Here is a 19,421-nt window from a genome sequence, read left to right as displayed (position 1 = left end):
CTCGTTTCAGTAATGCCTTGTTTTATTGTACTTGCAATGCTCATGACGAACCTCCAATACATAATCCGGGTTAAAGCAAAGAGTCTATTTTACAATATCAAGCGTGAGTTTCGGATGAGGCTCACGTTTTTTTTGTTTATACGCTTGGGTCCATACAGGCAACTCAGCATCTCATCTAACCTATCGAGATAAGTCAAAACGGCCTTCCTTTTCCATTTTCTTTCCATTTTTAAAGCCCACTTTTTCAAGCAATTCTGAAAAACTGATTTATAACTTATATTATTCCCTATTTAATACTTATCTTAATCGGAATAAAAAACTACAACGCCTAATTTTAAGGTTATGCAAATAATATTCAACATCCATTATCACACCCTATTAGGGCAAAATATTTATGTCTGCGGCTCTAACCAATCATTGGGTAAATGGAAAACATCAAAAGCTTTAAAACTAAGTTATGCCAATAATGGCGACTGGACCGGGGAATGTAAGATCAACACATCTGATAAGTTGATCGAATACAAATATTTTGTACAGGATGAATCTGGCAATATTATTTGGGAATGGGGAGTTTCGAGAGAGCTCAGCATTAATAAGAAGGATAACAAGTCGGTTATCGTTATAACGGATAACTGGCGAGCTCCTTTAAACGAAGAAAAAATAATGTACAGCTCGGCATTTAGAAAGGTAATTATGAAACCTTCCAGAACGTTTAATCCTCCAAAAAACCAATCCGATCAAGCGCTGGAATTTAAAATTAATGTTCCCAGGATAGGGACCAACCACCGCCTGTGCATCATTGGCAATCAAAAGGTGTTAGGCAATTGGGATCTGGACAAGCCATTGCTGATGGGTACTGGCAACAACTTTCCGGAATGGTGTGCCTCGATTGATCTTAACAAAGTGGAGTTCCCGCTCAGCTACAAATACGCCATTTATAATTCAGACACAAAAAAAATTAGCACCATTGAAGAAGGTGAAGATAGACAAATAGGCCAGCCCGAAATTACCGAAAAAAAAATCACCTTCGTTAAACAGGACGAATCGTTTAAGTATCCGTTTGGCAATTGGAAAGGGGCGGGTGTTGCTGTCCCTGTGTTCTCACTGCGCAGCAAGGATAGTTTTGGAGTAGGTGAGTTTAACGATTTATTTGCATTTATCGACTGGGCGAAAAGTGTTGGAATGAAGATGGTGCAACTGCTCCCTGTCAACGAAACCATTGCTTCGCACAATTGGCTGGATTCCTATCCTTATAAATCAATCTCGGTGATGGCTTTGCACCCCCTCTATTTGAACCTGGGAAAGATGGGGAAACTCAAGGATAAAAAAATGATGGAAGGATTTGAGGCGCTAAGCAATAAACTGAATTCTGAAATTCACGTCAATTACCCTGAGGTATTACGGGCCAAAAGCGAGTATTATAAATTATTGTTCGACCAGGAAAAAGAAACTTTTTTCGACGACAAAGCGTACATCAGCTTCTTTAAAAAGAATAAAAAATGGCTTATTCCCTATGCTGCTTTCGCCTACTTGAGGGATAAAATGAAGAATCCCGACTTCAGGCAATGGACAGAGCACAGCACCTATGACGAAAAGGCCATATTGAAAATAAGTGCTGCTCATTCAAACGAATGGGATGACATTGCGGTTCATTACTTTATACAATATCATTTAGATAAACAGCTGAAGGAGGTAAGCGAATATGCCCGTAAAAATGGAGTTGTATTAAAAGGCGATATCCCTATCGGCATTAGCCCTAACAGCGTAGAGGCGTGGACCGAACCTCACCTGTTTCATCTGAACGGTCAGGCCGGCGCTCCTCCGGATGACTTTGCCGTAAAAGGACAAAACTGGGGCTTCCCCACTTATAACTGGGAAGCCATGGCCAAAGATAAATATAGATGGTGGATCGACCGATTGCAAAAAATGGCCGATTACTTTGATGCATACCGCATCGACCACATACTAGGATTTTTCAGAATATGGGAAATCCCCTCGGATGCCGTTGAAGGTTTAATGGGGCATTTTAAACCCGCATTGCCCATGACTGTGCAAGAGATTGAAAGTTACCACATTGTTTTCGATTACGAGCGTTATGTTAAACCATATATCAAACACCATATCGTAGAAGCGTTATTTAACGAACATGCCCCGCGTGTAATAAATGATTTTTTAGAGGATACTGGTCATGGTAATTATCAGCTGAAGCAAGATTTTGATTCGCAATTAAAAGTTAATGCTTATTTCCTACAAGGCATTGAAGAAGAAGACCTGAGCATTACCGACAGAGAAATAAGAGATGGCCTGTTTGATTTAATTTCCAACGTTTTAATCGTTCAGACTGGTGAGAACGAGTTTCATCCCAGAATTTGTGTACATAACACTTCTTCCTTTGCTGAGTTGGATGATCATACAAAAGGTCAAATGTCCAAATTATATTTTCATTTCTTTTATCAAAGGCACGATGATTTCTGGTACCACCAGGCCATGAATAAACTGCCTCAAATTATTGAAGCCAGCGATATGTTGGTATGCGGGGAGGATTTGGGAATGGTTCCCGATTGTGTGCCCCCCGTGATGGAGGCATTAAATATTTTAAGTCTGGAAATCCAGCGTATGTCGAAGAACTCTTTAATCAAGTTTGCCCATCCGGCTGATGCCCCATACTTATCTGTTTGCACTACCTCCACCCATGATATGTCAACCATCAGAGGCTGGTGGGAGGAAGATAAAGAATCGATTCAGGACTTTTATAACAACCAATTGGGCAACCATGGGGAAGCTCCTTTTTATGCCGAACCGGAGATATGTTTACAAATCATCACGCAACATATGTATTCCCCGGCCATGTGGACCATTTTCCCTATACAGGATTTGATAGCTTTGGACGGTGATTTAAGATGGCGGGAAACACATGAAGAACAAATCAACTATCCGAGCAATGTACGACACCGTTGGAGATTCAGAATGCAGCAAAGCATTCAAGAACTAAAGGAAGCAACAGACTTAAATGCCTTGTTAAAAAACCTAATAGAAGACTCGGGAAGAAACACTAAATATTGACACCATCGTTAATTGGCAAATAGGTATCAGTCAATGGGCAATCGTCTGTTTTAAATTGGCAATTTATCCTTACTGCAAAGATTTTTTGTCCTCAGATCCCTAGGATCAAACGGATTAATACAGCTTTGTTGTTTGCGGTATTCCCATGGAGAACCAAGAACCGTGTTCATCAGAATAACCTGAGGACAAACAGGTTAATTATCCATAATTCTCCGAATATGCCCATTCTTTTAATTCTCCAGTACCACTTTAGTCATGAACTCATCCATGGTTATCCTAATTTTTTTGGTTGGAACAAGGTAATTGTTGGCGATAATACAAAAGGCAGTTTTTTTACCCGATACAGTGGTTGCGTATCCACAATACCCCAACACGCCTTCAAAAGAACCACTCTTCCCAATTATCCGGCCTTCTAAATCAGGATGTTTAAACACACTTCGCAACGTACCCGATTCACCTCCCCTGGCCAACGATTCTGCATAAAAACTAAAGTTACCACTATTCTGATTCATCCAGTTCAGCAACTGTACCATACCCTTGGCTGAAACCAGGTTTTTAGGCGTTAAACCACTACCATCCCTCAGGCGAAAGCTATGGTTGAAATCTATTTTATCTTCCCAGAATTCACGTACGGCTAAATTGCCATAGTCCCATGTTGGTTGGCCTTTTAATTCTTTGGCTATAGTTAGCAGAAGCTGGTCGGCAAATAGGTTATTGCTTTTTTGGTTGACAACCTTGATAATCTCCGAAAGTGGTGGCGAATGATACGTGCAAATCGGGATATTTTTCTTTTCCTTTGACGCACCCACAGGTCTTTTTTCACCGATTTCAATCCCATTTTTGTTAAGATATTCTATCAAATCCTTTTTAAACGCTGCTCTAGGATCTGGCAACGCAGCCTTGATCTTAAATAATGAACGGTTCTTTGGTATTGAACCTTCTATCCACCACTGCTGCATCTTACCTATTCCATAAACATATGCGCTGTCGTTATTATGTGCAGCTGCCACAGCCTCACATCGAATTGAATATGGTTTAATATCAGGATCTATGGACACGACCCGGCACTTTGTTCCAACAGCTCCCGAACTCAAAGTAACCTCTGCGGTATTATCCCGCCAATTAAAACCCTGAGGGGAAGCACCATAATAGTTACCCATATCTTCCCATAGCCTGGGGGCGGAATAGCCGATTTGATCGGCTATCACATGAAGGCTTCCTACGATGGATTGAATGCCCGCTTTCTTCAGCCCATCTGCCACAGCCGAGAATATCATTTCGGGAGCGGTTTCCTCAAAATACCTGGAACCCAATGTTGGATCCCCATAAGACGTAACGATTAAATCACCGTACAACTTCGTGCCTTTCTTCTCTCCCCTGTAAAAAAAATCTGTTTGGTAGGTATAACCGGCACCCAAAAGCTCCAGCGCGGTTGCTGTAGTAACTACTTTAGTCAAGGAAGCAGGCATTAGGCGCAGATTCTCGCCTTGTGAGAAAAGAATTTCCTGCGTTGTTATTTCCTGAACTTTAATGGAGGTAATAGTTCCGTTATCATCAACATACAATTGAGCCCGGATGCTGTTTAGCGATATAATGAAAACAAGGATAAAAAGGGTTAACTTCATTGAATGGCTCCTATTTGTTCTTTCAAATTTTCAATAGACTTAACGCGTTTACTCATATAAAAAGAATATTGAATCAAACGTCTTTTGTCCACAGCCGCCGATTGCCCCTTCAAATCACCGAGAATATCCAGTCCTTCATCCAACCAATATTCCGCGGATTCATAGTCACTTAAAATTTCCGAGGCCAATGCCAGATTATATGCTGCCCTTGCCTTTACCTTCTTTTGGGAATGGTCAAAAACATATTTCCAGATCTTGATAGCCTCACCCCACTGTTCCTTTTTAACAAATTCAGCCGCCTGAATAAAATGATAGTTACCGGAAATATAATAACCTCTTTGTTGCGTCTCCCAATAAGGTGCTATATGGTTTGCCATTTCTGTTCCCATATACATGGCATGTTCCGCAAGACCATTTTTTAGCGTTGGCAATTTTAAGGCTACTGCATTTATATTCCCCCCATCACCATCCCACGAAATAGTATCGCGTTGGGTTTCCTGAAAAATTACGTCTTTGTTTAAATTGTCATATCCCCGCCATAAAATAGCCCCCGCCACATCCAAATAACCAAACAAGTAGCCATCATACATCCTCTTCACCTCAATGAATGTGCTATACATATTCTTTTCGAAAGCAATTACTGCCTGGGCATCATATTGCGCACATATATCATTCACCTGCTGCCAACTCATGGCACGATTAACCAAATTTTTATTTTCTTTCAATGGTTCGTCATGAAAGTATACTGAATCGAAAAATTGTCTTCCTTGTAACTCTTCTTTCAGTGCCGATAAGGTTAATGTAGCGTATTCTTCCAGCCAAATGGTATCGATACTTAACTTGGAGTCAATCGTTTTTACTTTGTGTACGTCTTTTCCCCTAAATGCTACTGAATTATCTACCAATACCACCGACTTAATTTCTGGTTGAACCGAGTGTTTGGCGGGCATCAATAAATCAATGTTCAAAGTTTGATACGTTGAACATGACGCAAGCAACAAAGTAATAAACAGTATTAATAAACCTCGAAATAACATAGCTGACTTTTAACGGGTAATATATTTGTTCCACAAAAAAAATGCCTAAGTATACATTTACGCAGACAAAACATCCCAAGTTATTTACTCATTTCCAGAATTTCGGTTACTGCTGCATCATTCAACCTGCGGAAGTAACCGATAGGACCAAATTGGCAGGCTTTCTCGCCCATGGTTTTAAAATGCTCCGCAGGAATATCAACGTCCGATAATTTGGAAGGCATATGCAAAGAATTGAAAAAAGACCGAATAGCATCAATTGTTTTTGTGGCAGCCGCCATATCTTCCCCCTCATCAATGCCAAACACATTTTTACCCAGGCGGACAAATTTAAAAGCATTGCGCTCGTTCAAAACAAATTTCATCCAATTGGGAAAAAGAATGGCCAGTCCGACTCCATGCGTCAAGTCATAAATAGCACTTACTTCGTGTTCGATCATATGCGTACCCCAATCACCCATCATTTTTCCCGTACCTGTCAGGCCATTCAATGCCAAACTTGAAGCCCACATTAAATTGGCTCTGGCTTCGTAATTTTCCGGTTCGTTAATAGCAATTGGCCCATATTTAATACAGGTTTTTAAAATTCCTTCCGCCAAGCTATCTTGCAGTTCCGTTCCACTATCCGGGGTAAAATATTGCTCAAAAATATGACTCATAATGTCTACCACACCGGAGGCCGTCTGCCACTTATTCACCGAAAACGTTAATGTTGGATCCAGAATTGAAAACTTTGGCTTCAGCAGTTCGCTATTTATGGGCAGCTTTTCTTTTGTATCATCGTTCGTGATTACCGAACCGCCATTCATTTCCGATCCGGTAGCTGCCAATGTTAAAATCGTACCAATAGGCACCGCACTTTCCGGTATGGCCTTGCGGGCATAAAAATCCCAAACATCGCCTTTGTAATCCACCCCTGCCGCAATAGCCTTAGAGCCATCAATAATGCTTCCCCCACCTACGGCAAGGATAAACCCAATATTCTTCTCCCTGCAAATATTAATACCTTCTTTAACGCTGGTTAGTCGCGGGTTGGGTTGAATACCCCCCAATTCTTCAATATGAATATCTTTCGCCCGAAGTTTGGTTTTTACAGCATCCAACAGACCGCTCTTAACTACGGAACCTTGCCCATAAGTAATTAAAACCCTGTCGCTATAAGTCAACACTTCATCTGCCAATTCGTTGATTTTGTTTTTTCCAAAAAGTATTTTGGTTCCGGCTTGATAATTAAAATTCTTCATAGTTCTTTTGTATTTGACTTGAACCCTACATTCGTTCTTTTTTTTAGTTCGCCTAAATTAATTAACCTTGAGAAGATTTCATAATTTCGAATGCCTTTATCAGCTATGTTTCACAAATTAAATCGTGTAACATATCGTTATCTTTGACGTATTACATTGAGGTTCTGTTTCTCTGAACAACTTCCCTTTGATCACAGACACAGATTAATTCGATTTGGGATCGAACAAAAATGAGATACTCAAGTTCATATCAATAGAATAGGATTTAATGGGAAATTCAATCATAATAGAATTATTGCAGAACACAGCGGTTTTACTGGCTTTTGCAATGCTCTACGGAAGTTTTTGGATTAAAAATGAGAACCATAAAAACAAAAGCAAAAAAATTCTTATTGGATTAATCCTGGGGGGAATTGGAATAGTGCTTATGTACACCCCATGGCATTGGGTACCCGGAATTACATTTGACACACGCTCCGTAATGCTTTCCATTTCCGGTTTGTTTTTTGGTCCTATACCTACTGCTATTGCCATCGCAATAACAGGTACTGCCCGATTAACCATTGGGGGTGATGGGCAATGGATGGGCATTTCTGTCATTATTTCATCGGGTGCTATAGGATTGTTATGGAGAACATACAGACCTCAATGGAAAACTAAAAATTACCTTTGGGAACTGTTAGGTCTAGGAGCCACGGTACACGCAACCATGGCTATCTGCACCATGCTGCTTCCCTCCGAAAAAATCATACCTACATTAGAAACCATCACAATTCCTTTAATTTTTATTTATACGCCGGCCACAATGTTACTTGGGTTAGTCATGCTCAAGCAATATAAAAACTGGCAAAACAGGTTGGCTCAATCAAAACTAGAGGAATCTGAAAGCCGATTGTTAAAAGTTTTTGAAAGTGGAAATATTGTATCCATCCAACTCAATACCGAGGGCAATATTACATACTGCAACGATTACTTAATGCAAATTTCAGGGTACGAAAAAAATGAAATAATAGGTAAAAACTGGTTTGACTGGTTTATTGCTGAAGAGGATCGAGCGAAAATTTATAATATATTTAACCGTAGTATCCATAACGACAATCCGTTTAAGAATCATGATAACAAGATTCTGTCAAAAACAGGTGAGCCCATATTTATTTCGTGGCACAACACACAATTTAAAGACGAATCCAATACCATTGTTGGTATTGCAAGTATTGGGGTAAACATTACCAACAACAAACTTTACGAAAACCAATTAAAAGAAAAAAACGAAGAAATAGAAATACAGAATATTGAATATAAACTCATTAACGAAAAACTTACGGAAGCCAAGGAAAAAGCGGAAGAAAGCGAGCGGTTAAAATCAGCCTTTCTTTCCAACATGAGTCATGAAATACGAACTCCCATGAACGGCATTTTAGGTTTTACTGATTTATTACAGGCACCGGATTTAACCAAAGAGCAGCAAACGGAATACATCAAAATTATCGAAAACAGCGGAAAGCGCTTGCTCAGCATCATTAATGACATAATCGATATCTCAAAAATTGAATCTGGATTAATGAAAGTAGTCATAAAAGATTGCAATATAAATGAACTGATTCAATATATCTATACTTTTTTTAAACCGGAAACAGAAGCTAAAGGCCTAACGCTTCTGTGTAAAAATGGCATAACTAACAACGAAGCAATACTACAAACCGATTGCGAAAAGCTGTATGCCATATTAACAAACCTGGTAAAAAATGCTATTAATTACACCGAAAAAGGACATGTAGCGTTTGGTTACGAACCCATTTCAGATAGCCATACCAAAACGATACAGTTTTATGTAAAAGATACAGGTATAGGCATCTCAAAAAAACACCGGGATGCTATTTTCGAACGTTTTATTCAGGGCCATACTATCCATAAAATGGCCCTTCAAGGAACTGGTTTGGGATTATCAATTACTAAATCATATGTCCAGATGTTGGGAGGGAAAATATGGCTGGAAAGCAAAGAAAATGTGGGATCCTCGTTTTTTTTCACCCTGCCTTGCAATGATTAACTTTACAGCAATTGCTCCCTGAAAATAATGAAAATTGTTTCCGGAAGCTATGCTCTATTATCGACACCACCGGCGATATAACCTGTGAGCCTATCCTATAAAATACACCAGATACAAATTCATTTTCAGAATCGAAGCTTTTTAACTTTCTTTGTGGGACAATAGAAACCACACATCTTCTATAATGACAAAAGAGAATACGGGAAATAAAATATCATCATCCTTAGAAAAATTTATACTTCATCTTCATCCAACCAAAATTGACAAGCGAGCTCTAAAGTTCAACCGCACCTTTGGTCTGGGCGGAATACTGGCATTGCTTTTTGTTATCCTGAGCGTGACAGGTCTGCTATTGAGGTTTTCATATATCCCAACCGTCCAGCATGCGTACGACTCCATTCTGGCTTTGCAAAACAATACGGTATTCGGACAATTCATCCGAAACCTGCATCATATTTCGGCCAAGCTGATGATTGTGGTTTCCTTCCTGCATTTGATACGTACCTATTATTCGCAAGCTATTTACCAAAAAAGAGCGGAGAACTGGATATATGGTTTGATCATGATGTTCCTGGTGATTGTTTCGTCGTTTACGGGATATCTTTTGCCTTGGGACCAACTGGCTTATTGGGCAGTTACCGTTATCACCCAGATTATAGAGTATATACCGTGGATCGGACATCCTATGGCCAATATGGTTCGGGGTAGCGACGTGGTGGATGGCAATACCCTTTTGAACTTTTATTCCCTGCACACGGGCATACTCCCGCTGGTTTTTATTTTTCTGATGAGTATGCACTTCTGGCTGGTCCGTAAGGCGGGGGGGGTGGCTTTACCAAAGCAAGATAAGATTGAAAAGGTACATGTGATCCCTAACCTAATCTGGTTAGAAATCATGGTGGCAGCATTGCTTATCGCCGGCCTCTTTGTTTTCTCTATTTTTTATCATGCCCCATTACTTGAACAAGCCAACCCATTAAACAGCCCTAACCCAAGCAAAGCCCCCTGGTATTTCTTGGGCGCCCAGGAATTGTTGTTACATGTACACCCGTTTTTTAGTGCGGTGGTATTGCCTTTTGCCGTGGCATTCTTCTTTTTCTACCTCCCCTATTTTAAATACTCCAACCTGAATATAGGCGTTTGGTTTAACTCGGCCCTGGGCAAGAAAATGACGATACACGCCGGCATATTTGCTTTTATTTTCACTTTTGTTTTGATTTATTTGTTGGAACATTTCCTCCACTTTGATTTATGGTTTGCCAGCCTGGGTAGCTGGTTCGCCACCGGACTGATTCCGTTCTTGATTTACACCTTGCCTATGCTCGGGTATTTAATATATTGGAAAAAGAAACATGGCGCCAAAACAGAGGAGTTGGTGATGACCATCACTACCATATTGATGTCATCGTATATAACTATGTTGCTGATATCTCTTTTGTTGAGAGGTAAGGGAATGTTGATGATTATCTAAAAATCTGATAGACTAAAATGAATTTCGACAGAAGAAAATTTATAAAGCGGTTACTCGTAGCTGCGGCATCCGTGGAAGGCTTCTTTTTAATTAAAGGAGGTGTCAGCAAAGTGGAACATGCCGACACAAAAAAAGAATTATTTAATGCAGGAAGAGTAGATTCGTTTAATAAGAACAAAACCTATCCTTTTATGACAGGTCATTTTTTTCTGAGACGATTCGAAGACGGGGGGTTCCTGGCCATGTCGGTCAAATGCACGCACTTGGGGTGTGTGGTCAACTCAAACCTCAAAACCGGCGGCTTCAACTGTCCTTGCCACCGATCGCAGTTTAACCGCTTTGGCGAGGTACTATCGGCGCCTGCCACCCGACCATTGGACACCTTCCCCATAAAAATTGAGAACGGGGAAATCTTTATCGACACCAACCATCCTGTGAAAAGAAAATCTTTTGAAAAATCACAGTTAACCTACGCATAATGGAGAATCGCAATAAAATAGAACGCATCAGTCTGATCGCCATTATCGTGGCCATTATTTCCATTCCCGCGTATACCGTAATCCGTACCTATAGCGGAGACGATGCAGAGCAGGCCCATGAAGCGACCTATGTGGGCAGGGAAACCTGCGTTGAATGCCATCTGAACGAATATAACGAATGGGTGGGTTCCGATCACGACAGGGCGATGGAACATGCCAACGACTCCACCGTGTTGGGCGATTTCAACAACCAGTCGCTCGATTACAATGGGATGACACATCGGTTTTATAAGCGCGACGGACGATTTTATGTTGAAACGGATGGGGAATCAGGCCAACTTGAGGAGTTTGAGATTAAATACACCTTTGGTTATTATCCCCTGCAACAATACCTGGTTGCGTTTGACAAGGGTCGATTGCAGACACTGCCTTTAACATGGAACTCCAAAGACAGTGTCTGGTACCACATGGCAGAGGAGATTTACACCAACGAAATTATTGAGAGCAACAACTGGCTGCACTGGACCAACCAGGCCCAAAACTGGAACGGTATGTGTGCCGATTGTCATTCCACCAACCTGGTGAAAGGATATGATGTGGAAACCGATTCGTACCATACAACCTGGAGCGAGATCGATGTCAGCTGTGAAGCCTGCCACGGCCCGGCATCAAAACACCTGGAATGGGCAGCCAAAGCCGAATATGCCCGCAATGAGCACAACAACTTTGGCCTGGTGGTTAAAACCAGCGGCATCGACAACAAGCAATATGTGGATTTATGTGTCAGGTGCCATACCCGCCGCGGCTCCGTTTCTGATTTTGTTCATAGCGCGGACATCTACAATCATACGATCCCCAACCTGCCAACAGGTGAAAATTACCATATCGATGGACAGATTCTGGACGAGGATTATGTGTATGGATCATTTACACAAAGCAAAATGTATATGCGCGACGTGCAGTGTAACGACTGTCACAATGTACATAGCACCAAACGATTATTCGAGGACAACAGGTTATGTACGCAATGTCATCGTGCAGATGACTATGATACTTATAACCATCATTTCCATAAAGGGTATGGAGAGGTTGGAGAAGCGGTTATTGCCGATGACGGTGTTACGTTCGAGGTAGGCGAAGGCACCCGTTGTATCAACTGTCATATGCCGGCCCAGTTTTATATGGGTGTGGATTACCGTAACGACCACAGCATGCGTATACCCCGGCCGGATTTAACCAAGGAAATCGGTACACCCAATGCCTGTAACCAATGCCATGCCGACCAAACAACGGATTGGGCGATTGATTATGTGAACAAATGGCACGGCATCGGCCGACCATCGCAATACGGAACCGTATTTAAGGAAGCTCAATCGGGAAGCCAGGAAGGGTTCGACGGTCTGGTACATATTTACAACGACGAGGTTTATCCCGAAATAATCCGTGCTACCGCCATTCACCTGCTCGGCTTGCACTATCAAAGCAAAGCTAAAGACATACTGATTGAAGCGTTACACAATTTTAACGGCCATATTCGTTATAATGCCCTGCAAAACCTAATACTGGACGACCAAAAATCATTGAATTCGGTATTGGATTTACTGGGTGACCAAACCAAGGCGATCAGGATTGAAAGCGCATCCAAGTTATTCGGAGTGCCTCAGGAACAAATTCCGGCCAAGTATAAAAAAGCTTTGGACAAGGCCAAAGATGAATATCTGGAGGCCTTGAAATACAGTGCCGATTTCCCTACCGGCAAGTTTAATTTGGCCAACTTTTATTACAACGACAAGCAAATAGATAAAGCTGAAAAGTTCTACAAAAAAGCGTTGGAGCAGGATGCTGAACTACATACCATAAAAATCAATCTGGCATTATTATACAACAGCAAGGGTGAACCTAAAAAAACAGAATTATTGCTGAAAGATTACCTGAAGCATATGCCGGAGGACGGAAACACCATGTTCACCTATGCCCTGTTTTTATCGGAACAACAAAGATATGACGAGTCGATGGACTGGCTGTTAAAAGCTTCGGAATTTTCACCGCAAAACCCTCGTATCATGTACAACATCGCAATGATGTACGATTTCCGGAACAACAGTCGCGATGCCGAAAAATATCTTAACAAAGCGATTGCCATTCACCCGGATGACATGAGTTATTATATAGCCATGCTCAATCTGCACATGAAATACCAACAAAAGGACAAATCGAAAGAAATGGCCAGAATCATATTAAACAAGTTTCCTAACGTTCCTGACAAAGCGCAAATTGAAGCAATATTACAACAATAAGCGTGCAACGGCAGCGAAATAAATACGCCCGGGATGACGGGGTATAAGATCTTAACCGTCATCCCGGGGATTTAAAACGCCGTGCCAGGGAAAGCCTACTGCATAAGTTACCATACTCCGTAAAGCGCCCAAATATGCGCAACGATTATCGTTTTAACCATCTGTTAACTTTTGTTTTTCGGGCTTTTTTGTTTTCTTTAGGCCGCATTATTGGCCACCATACAATGTGGTGAAAACATAGATAAATATGCAATAATTTATTGTCCGGACAGTTTAATTAAAGTAAACAATTTTAATAACCATGATACGTACCAACCTGATTTTGCTTTTTGCCGCTGTATTATTCTCGGCAGGTGCCATTGCGCAGTCCACCCATAACCTGGTGACTATTGGAGACAAAAATTATACAGTTGAAGAGTTCGATTTCATCTACAACAAGAACAACAACTTTTCCGAAGAGCCCAAATCCAAAAATGAATATATCGACCTGTTTGTCAACTACAAACTAAAAGTACACGAAGCTTGTGCACAAGGTCTCGACACTTTACCTTCCTTCACCAAGGAATTTAACTATTATAAAGATGAACTGGCCAAGCCGTACCTATCGGATAAAAAAGTGACAGATCAACTCATCCGGGAAGCTTACGACAGGTTAAAAACGGAAGTGAACGCGAGTCACATTTTAATTAAACTGCCCCCTTCCCCATCGCCCGAAGACACCTTAAAAGCTTACGAGAAAATAAGTTCCATCGTTGAGAAATATAAAAACGGAGATGACTTTAACGAGTTAGCCGCACAATACTCCGAAGATCCTTCGGCCAGGAAAAACCAGGGCAAAATAGGATATTTCAGCGGATTTATGATGGTATATCCATTTGAATCGGCGGCGTATAACACGGCCGTAGGTGAAATTTCGCCCATTACCCGGACCTCCTTTGGATACCATGTGGTAAAAGTTCACGACAAAAGAAAAAACCGTGGCGAATTGAGAACTGCCCATATTATGCAAATGTTTCCTCCTGACTCACCGGAAAAAGTGATCGCCGAAAAACGGGCAAAAATCGATTCGGTACATCAGCTGGTTTTAAGAGGAGATGATTTTGCAGCCCTGGCCAAACAGTTTTCCGAAGATAGAAACAGCGCCAACAACAACGGTGAACTGCCCTGGTTTGGAACAGGCAGGATGATACCCGAATATAGTGAGCCTGCTTTCAAGCTCGATTCTGCCGGTAGCATCTCAGAGGTTATCCAAACGCCTTATGGATTCCATATCATCAAACTACTGGAAAAAAGAGGGGTTCCACCTTTCGATGAGAAGAAGGAAGAAATAAGCAACAGAATAGCCAAAGACGAAAGGGCCTATCAGGGTAAAAAGGCAGTCGTTGCCCGATTAAAGAAAGCGTATAACTATTGGCAAGACGATACGCTTTTGGAACAAATTAAAACAAAAGCGAAGGACAGCCAGCTGTCCGATGATGCGTTCTTTTCTGAATTTGAGAATTCCGGGGTCAATGTAGCGACCATGAACGGTTGGGATTTTACGGTATCTGCGTTTATTGCAAAACTAAAGGAGAACAGACAATTTACCCAACCCAGAAGGGCAAGCCTGATTGACAAACTGTCTGAAACAATCCTGGAGGATGAAATACTTGCCTTTGAGAAATCAAGATTGGAAGACAAATACCCCGAGTATAAATATTTGTTGAACGAATATCACGATGGCTTGTTGATATTTGAAATCAGCCAAAAAGAAATCTGGAACAAAGCCATTGAAGACAGCACAGGAATTGAATCGTACTACGCTGCTCATCAGGCAGATTATTTTTATCCCGAGAAAATGGAAGGCAAGATCTTCTTGACAAACGATAAAAAAGAACTGGGTGCGGCCAAAAAGTTGATGGCCTCAAATAATATCACAGCGGATTCATTGAAACAGCTGTTTCCTGATGCCAGGGTTATAGAAGGAACGTTCCATAAAGGCGAATATAAAGCGTTGGACAAGCAATTGTGGAAGGTGAAAAAATCGGAGGGAAAGATCGATCCCGACTATAAATACCTTTGGGGAGCCGGGCAAAAAATCGCCAAAAAACCCAAAAAACTGGAAGAAACCAGAGGTCAGGTAATTGCGGATTACCAAACCCAAATAGAAAATGAATGGTTAAACAAACTTAAAGCCAGGTATGTTCCTACGGTGAATAAGAAAGCATTAAAATACAGCAAAAAAGTAAAAAAGAAATAATGAAACCGGTATGGCCGGGGCAGATAATTGGGCACATCACCTGTCCCGCCCAAAGCGGGAGGTGCGCCATTAAAGTCCGAACTGGTTATCCGCGTTAAGCTAATTTATTAGAGTATATGAAAATCCACATTCGGTTATTAGTTGCAGCAATCCTTTGCTTTAGTGCCTGTAAAAACGTGGCACCGGACGAAGATGACGTGCCATTGGCTAAAGTAGACAACCGGATATTGACTCTATCGGAACTGGAAAAAGCCGTCCCTGGCAACCTGAGCAAAAACGACAGCATCGCCTTTACCCAGAACTATATCAACCGATGGGTTAAATCTGCCCTTTTATTGCGTAAGGCCGAACTAAACCTTACGCCCGAGGAAAAAGATGTGGACCAGATATTAAGCGATTACAGAGCATCTTTACTGATTCATCGGTACCAACAGAAACTCTTGCTTCAAAAATACGTGCCTCTGATTTCATCTCAGGAAATTGAAGCGTATTATAACAAAATGAGCGAAAACTTTAAGCTCGACAGAGATATTATTCAGGGTGTTTTTGTGCAAGTTCCGCTCAATGCGCCTAATTTAAGTGACGTTAAAAAATGGTACCGATCAGATGATAGCGACGATTACGTTAAACTGGAAGAGTATTGTTTTCAGAATGCGCAAAAATTTGACAACTTCGTGGACAGGTGGGTTACCGTTGAAGAGATTAACGAACTGCTGCCCTTGCCTTTTCCTCAACACCCCATGTTTTTGGATTACAATAAATTTTACGAAACATCAGACAGTACTTCCCATTACCTGGTATCGATAAGGGCTTTTCACAAAGAGGATGATATTGCGCCGGTCAGCTTTGTTGAAGAGAAGATTAAGGCCATCTTGCTCAATAAAAAAAGGATCGAATTCATTAAAAACCTCGAAGAAGAACTATACGACGAAGGGTTAAAACAAAAGGTAATAAAATTCTACTAAAAAAGGTTGCCCATAAAGAGCAACCTTCTGTATTTATTAAAACCTAACCGTTCGTTTAACTTAAATTTCACTGTCTGAGTCTGTGTCTGATTTCGCTTTTCTTCCGGTAATTAATTTGCCGTATTCTTCAATCAAAACATTCATCTGATTTATCAACGAATCATATGATTCATTGCCATTGAGCGTTGCATGCGCCTTGATGTGATTCAACATGGTTTTATATTGCGACATCATCCCGTCCCTGATCTCTTTTACTTTCACGTCCGGATTCCCGGCTGTTTCCTGCACGCGTGCCAAAAAACGATCGTTAAAAAGTTTGTTCGAGGTGTCTAGCTCATTCAGCCAGGCCTGTTGTCCCAGGGTTTCAACTGCATGCACCAATTCTTCCTCCGAGCGCCACTTTTCCACCAAATCATTTAACATACTGGTTTCGGCTCTATAGTTCATACGAGCAGCTCCGGTATATGATTTCAAGGAATCCTTTAGTATTATGGCTGCCTCTTTCTTTTCCGGCTCGTAACTATAAGTGTAAGCTTCCACCAAAGTAGAAATACCAACAAAGTCTCTGTCACGGCGACCATCCAAATCAGCTATCTCTTCCGTTAAGATACTTCCTTGTTTTTGTTTAAACACTTCGGTAAGCCGATCCTGGTTTTGTTTTAAAGGAAGGTATTGGGCTTCAATTTGAATCCGGATCGGTTCATGTTTTTCAATAATAGCGAGTAAATCAGTATAAAACTGCACAAACTCGCTATTCCTGAGGCTAGTTAACTTTAAATTTAGAATCATAAGGTATTTGTTTAAAGTTAGATGATAATAAAGTGTCATTAATATAAAATATTATACTGATAATATCAAACAATATCCCATAATTTTTATATATATCCGAAAAACCGGCACGGTGGAAATCTTCGTTCCTGCCATGGACCAAAGCCTTCAAGTGAAATAATAAAAGACCAAAGACTGCCCGTCTGATGTCACGCAATCCTAAGTACACGGGATGGAGGGTGTGTCGGGGATCCACCTGCCAGAAACCGCCTCCCGTTGACGAAAACCTCCTGCAAGGTGCAGCAAGCCTTCCCCGCGTGACGGAAATGTCTCGCAGCAGGCAGGAATGCACCTCCATTTGAAAAAGAGCACCCGCAACCTGCAGGACAGTTTCACCACCTGACGAACACCTCACGCAACCTGCAGGAAGGTTTCTTTAATTAAAGACATGTTACGGTATGGCACAGAACATTCTAATTAATGATTTAGGTTCACTAATGTCCCATTAAAATTGGAACGTTATTAAAAGTAAATAAACATGGCGCATTAAACGTATTACGTTCTTTGTCATTTTGAAATTTAGTTTTAGCAAAGAGGTCTCGAAGATGTGTTTTGACGGTCAAAGATATACTCAAGATTTGCAAAACTTCATATGTGCTTCTATCAAGTTACATGTCCTGCCGGACGGTGGCTTACAGGCAGTATGCACATATGGCAACATAGTTTTGAATCCGAACGGCATTTTTTGGTAGTCCGCCGGAACTTTTTAATTTTCAGATGTTGTTTTAACCCGGATTATGCATTAGCACTTCGTCGTGAACATTGAAAGTGCAATAAAATCTTCAGGCTAATAGAAATGCAGCTTTCAAGTGCAGCCTAATAGGCATGGGAAATGTCAGTAAAATAAATATAGGCAGAACAAAAATAACAATGACCCTTCCTGAGTTCATACTGATATTGATTGAGGTGCGTCCAAAGACTCTACATTTATCATGTACAATATAACAGAATATATTGAACGCTCTGCTAGAGATCAATCATGGCCTTCATCACACCATCCTTATAACTGGCAACCAAATCAAAGGCCTGCTTTGAATCGACAAAGGAGAAACGGTGGGTTGGCATATTGCTAACGTCTATGTTTTCGTTGGCTAACAATTCCAAGGCCTCTTCCACTGTTCCATTTTGGCGACGAATATTCATAACAGTGACTTCTTTATGGCGTCCTTTACTTACAGGGAGGCGCCAATGATCGAATTGAGGAATTCCTATCAGCATCAAAATTCCACCCGGCTTTAATAAATCAAAGGCCTGTTCAACCGCCTCCTGTTTTCCACAACATTCAAACACAAGGTCTAAACCTTGAGGCTCCAGATCTAAAATTTCTTTCACCACATCCTTTTCATCAATATTACCTGCATAATGCGCCCCGGAATCCATAGCAATTTGAAGTCGTTCATTAATCTTATCACTCACAAAAACCTTAGAGGCCCCTTTTGTCAGCGCAGACAATAACACACTCATCCCTATGGGACCAAATCCTAAAATGCCCGCTTTTGCATTTTGTATCGGCATTGCCCTATTCACTGCGTAAAGACCAATAGCCAGCGGTTCCGAGATGGCCGCCTGATCATAGGTCATACGATCTGGAATAGGTAAACAAGAAGTTTCGGGCATCACAATAAATTCTGACAAGCTACCAGCGGCTTGTCCCGGACATCCAAGAAATTTTAGTTTACGACAGGTATGAGGCCTTCCACATTTGCATTGGTCACACTCAAAACAAGGCATGGCAGGTTCAATTGCCACCCGATCACCTATTTTCACATGAGAGACTGAAGCGCCCACTTTCTCAACGATACCAGCACACTCGTGTCCCACGGAAAAAGGATACGACACTACCTGATCGCCTATTTTTCCTGATACATAATAATGAACATCAGAACCACAGACAGCTACCACCTTTAAACGTATCAGCACATCATTATCCCTGCGCAACAACGGGATAGGTACTTCCTGCATTTCCATTTGTCTGATACCGGTAAGATTCATTGATTTCATAAATAGTTTCTTTAAAAATGTAACATCGCGTTATCGTTTTCTTAATCGGAAAAGATATTTATTAAAAATCGGAAAACAAAAAAGGTAGCGTTAAAACAAAGTTTACCCCCACCTTTCTTATT

The 19,421-nt window shown here is 41.1% G+C and carries 12 protein-coding genes; 7 read left to right on the top strand and 5 right to left on the bottom strand.

Annotated features, from left to right (window positions below; all coding sequences use genetic code 11):
- Window positions 1-342 precede the first annotated feature (342 nt).
- The gene (locus ACRD64_RS15640; protein ID WP_430934389.1) at window positions 343-3,063 is read left to right on the top strand and encodes a 4-alpha-glucanotransferase; all 2,721 of its coding nucleotides are present in this window, start codon (window positions 343-345) and stop codon (window positions 3,061-3,063) included.
- 230 nt (window positions 3,064-3,293) lie between these two features.
- Here the strand turns inward: ACRD64_RS15640 and dacB are convergent, their stop codons facing one another.
- The 3 genes from dacB to ACRD64_RS15625 form a co-directional block, all read right to left on the bottom strand.
- Window positions 3,294-4,688: a D-alanyl-D-alanine carboxypeptidase/D-alanyl-D-alanine endopeptidase gene (gene dacB, locus ACRD64_RS15635; protein WP_430934388.1), complete on the bottom strand. Its 1,395-nt coding sequence runs from the start codon at window positions 4,686-4,688 to the stop codon at window positions 3,294-3,296.
- Window positions 4,685-5,656: a DUF6340 family protein gene (locus ACRD64_RS15630; protein WP_430934387.1), complete on the bottom strand. Its 972-nt coding sequence runs from the start codon at window positions 5,654-5,656 to the stop codon at window positions 4,685-4,687. The genes dacB and ACRD64_RS15630 overlap by 4 nt, the downstream gene beginning before the upstream one ends.
- Before the next feature lie 149 nt (window positions 5,657-5,805).
- Complete coding sequence (locus tag ACRD64_RS15625; RefSeq protein ID WP_430934386.1) at window positions 5,806-6,969, bottom strand: iron-containing alcohol dehydrogenase; 1,164 nt, start codon at window positions 6,967-6,969, stop codon at window positions 5,806-5,808.
- A 268-nt stretch (window positions 6,970-7,237) separates the two neighbouring features.
- Here ACRD64_RS15625 and ACRD64_RS15620 point away from each other — a divergent pair, with 268 nt between their 5' ends.
- The 6 genes from ACRD64_RS15620 to ACRD64_RS15595 all read left to right on the top strand — a co-directional run bounded on the left by ACRD64_RS15620 (window position 7,238) and on the right by ACRD64_RS15595 (window position 16,470).
- Window positions 7,238-9,019, top strand: coding sequence for a LytS/YhcK type 5TM receptor domain-containing protein (locus ACRD64_RS15620; protein ID WP_430934385.1), 1,782 nt, complete (start codon window positions 7,238-7,240; stop codon window positions 9,017-9,019).
- Between the two features lie 184 nt (window positions 9,020-9,203).
- Window positions 9,204-10,490 (top strand): cytochrome b N-terminal domain-containing protein, encoded by a 1,287-nt coding sequence (locus ACRD64_RS15615; protein WP_430934384.1) that lies wholly within the window; start codon window positions 9,204-9,206, stop codon window positions 10,488-10,490.
- 17 nt (window positions 10,491-10,507) lie between these two features.
- Entirely contained in the window at window positions 10,508-10,969 is a 462-nt protein-coding gene (locus ACRD64_RS15610; RefSeq protein WP_430934383.1) for a ubiquinol-cytochrome c reductase iron-sulfur subunit, read from the top strand.
- Complete coding sequence (locus ACRD64_RS15605; RefSeq protein ID WP_430934382.1) at window positions 10,969-13,266, top strand: multiheme c-type cytochrome; 2,298 nt, start codon at window positions 10,969-10,971, stop codon at window positions 13,264-13,266. The genes ACRD64_RS15610 and ACRD64_RS15605 overlap by 1 nt, the downstream gene beginning before the upstream one ends.
- 301 nt (window positions 13,267-13,567) lie before the next feature.
- Window positions 13,568-15,505 (top strand): peptidylprolyl isomerase, encoded by a 1,938-nt coding sequence (locus tag ACRD64_RS15600; protein WP_430934381.1) that lies wholly within the window; start codon window positions 13,568-13,570, stop codon window positions 15,503-15,505.
- A 116-nt stretch (window positions 15,506-15,621) separates the two neighbouring features.
- On the top strand, window positions 15,622-16,470 hold the full coding sequence (locus tag ACRD64_RS15595; RefSeq protein WP_430934380.1) for a hypothetical protein: 849 nt from the start codon (window positions 15,622-15,624) through the stop codon (window positions 16,468-16,470).
- 60 nt (window positions 16,471-16,530) lie between these two features.
- Here the strand turns inward: ACRD64_RS15595 and ACRD64_RS15590 are convergent, their stop codons facing one another.
- Window positions 16,531-17,259 (bottom strand): DUF6261 family protein, encoded by a 729-nt coding sequence (locus tag ACRD64_RS15590; protein ID WP_430934379.1) that lies wholly within the window; start codon window positions 17,257-17,259, stop codon window positions 16,531-16,533.
- 1,005 nt (window positions 17,260-18,264) lie between these two features.
- Window positions 18,265-19,299: an alcohol dehydrogenase catalytic domain-containing protein gene (locus ACRD64_RS15585; protein ID WP_430934378.1), complete on the bottom strand. Its 1,035-nt coding sequence runs from the start codon at window positions 19,297-19,299 to the stop codon at window positions 18,265-18,267.
- Window positions 19,300-19,421 lie beyond the last annotated feature (122 nt).

The organism is Saccharicrinis sp. 156 (genome assembly GCF_050589685.1).
GTDB lineage: Bacteria > Bacteroidota > Bacteroidia > Bacteroidales > Marinilabiliaceae > Saccharicrinis.
This window is presented reverse-complemented; position numbering and strand designations above follow the sequence as displayed.